This window comes from Gilliamella sp. wkB112 (genome assembly GCF_001690685.1).
GTDB lineage: Bacteria > Pseudomonadota > Gammaproteobacteria > Enterobacterales > Orbaceae > Gilliamella > Gilliamella apicola_J.
In genome coordinates, this window is record NZ_LZGL01000010.1 from 1 (window position 1) to 1,983 (window position 1,983).

The 1,983-nt window shown below is 38.5% G+C and carries 1 protein-coding gene, 2 rRNA genes and 1 pseudogene; all 4 read left to right on the forward strand.

Translation table 11 applies throughout. The features are described 5' to 3' along the window. A 23S ribosomal RNA gene (locus tag A9G12_RS04810) occupies positions 1-439 on the forward strand; the annotation flags it as partial. A gap of 122 nt (positions 440-561) precedes the next feature. Beyond that, positions 562-677: ribosomal RNA gene (rrf, locus tag A9G12_RS04815) — 5S ribosomal RNA — on the forward strand. Between the two features lie 79 nt (positions 678-756). Beyond that, entirely contained in the window at positions 757-1,314 is a 558-nt protein-coding gene (locus A9G12_RS04820; RefSeq protein WP_065564747.1) for a pseudouridine synthase, read from the forward strand. A 119-nt stretch (positions 1,315-1,433) separates the two neighbouring features. Beyond that, positions 1,434-1,983 (forward strand): annotated as a pseudogene (locus A9G12_RS04825) (signal recognition particle receptor subunit alpha); the annotation flags it as partial.

Here is a 1,983-nt window from a genome sequence, read left to right on the forward strand (position 1 = left end):
ACCGCCCAAGAGTTCATATCGACGGCGGTGTTTGGCACCTCGATGTCGGCTCATCACATCCTGGGGCTGAAGTAGGTCCCAAGGGTACGGCTGTTCGCCGTTTAAAGTGGTACGCGAGCTGGGTTTAGAACGTCGTGAGACAGTTCGGTCCCTATCTGCCATGGGCGTAGGAAAATTGAGAGGGTTTGCTTCTAGTACGAGAGGACCGAAGTGAACGCACCGCTGGTGTACGGGTTGTGATGCCAATTGCATTGCCCGGTAGCTACGTGCGGGATAGATAAGTGCTGAAAGCATCTAAGCACGAAACTAGCCTTGAGATGAGTTTTCCCAGATGAGAATCTGTAAGGTCCGTTTGAGACTAAGACGTAGATAGGTCAGGTGTGTAAGTGTAGTGATACATTGAGCTAACTGATACTAATGAACCGAGAGTCTTAACCTTACAACTCGGAGTTGTTTTGGGCGCTAAGTAGAAGAAAAGCAGTTTGTTCCGGATTGGGTTGGTGTGTTATGAAGAAGAAAGGTATGACACATTAACAAAGAAATGAGAGTATACAGAATATGTCTGGCGGTAATAGCGCGGTGGTCCCACCTGACCCCATGCCGAACTCAGAAGTGAAACGCCGTAGTGCCGATGGTAGTGTGGGTATTACCCATGTGAGAGTAGGGTGCCGCCAGACTAATAAATAAGCGAGAGCCCAGCAGTGATGCTGGGCTTTTTTGTTTCTGCTTTTTAATTTTAAATTATGTAAATAATCGATGAGCTCATTAGTTGCATTTAATAAACCGTTTAATGTTATTAGCCAATTTTCTGAACATGAAAAATATCAGACATTAAAAAATTTTATTGAGTTACCTAAATTTTATCCTGCTGGAAGATTGGATACCGATAGTGAAGGACTATTATTGTTAACTAATGATGGTAAATTACAGGCTAAAATTAGTTCTCCAAAATTTAAGTTACCAAAAACCTATTGGGCTCAAGTAGAAGGTCTAATTGATAAACAGGCACTGGATAGATTGATTAATGGTGTTCAGTTGAAGGAATTTCATACAGCACCAGCGATTGTAAAAATAATTGATGAGCCACTTGATTTATGGCCAAGAAATCCCCCAATCAGAGATCGTAAAACTATTCCCACTTCATGGATTAGCCTTACAATAACCGAAGGAAAAAATCGTCAAGTAAGAAGGATGTGTGCTACTGTAGGTTTTCCTTGTTTACGTTTAATTAGAGTTCAAATCGGAAGATATAATTTATTTGATCACCATTTACAGCAAGGTGAATGGAAAACTATCACAATAAATGATCTTTAATCGATAGTGTTTAAATAATATTAAGCAGTCTCACTGAATGCGTTGGGCTTTATATTAAAATAAGATAAAATGATTAATAGATATGATCATCGGATAAGGTATTTATGACTGAACAAAAAAAAGAAGGATTCTTCACTCGTTTAAAAAAAGGTCTTTTTAAAACCAAGCAAAATATTGGATCTGGTTTTCTTAGCTTATTTAGAGGGAAAAAGATTGATGATGCATTATTTGAAGAGCTTGAAGAACAATTGCTAATTGCTGATGTTGGATTTGATACAACCCAAAAAATTATCCAAACGTTGACTCAACAAGCCAGTAGAAAAGAATTAAAAGATGCAGATGCATTACATGATCTTTTAAAACAAGAAATGAATACTATTTTAACTGATGTAGATAAGCCACTTAATGTAGAAACTCATCAACCATTTGTAATATTAATGGTTGGAGTTAATGGTGTTGGTAAAACAACTACAATAGGTAAATTGGCTCGTCAATTTCAGCAACAAGGTAAATCAGTAATGCTTGCCGCCGGAGATACTTTTCGTGCAGCGGCGGTTGAACAATTACAAGTTTGGGGTGAACGGAATCACATTCCGGTAATAGCGCAGCATACTAATGCTGATTCAGCTTCTGTTATATTTGATGCTATACAAGCAGCTAAAGCAAAGA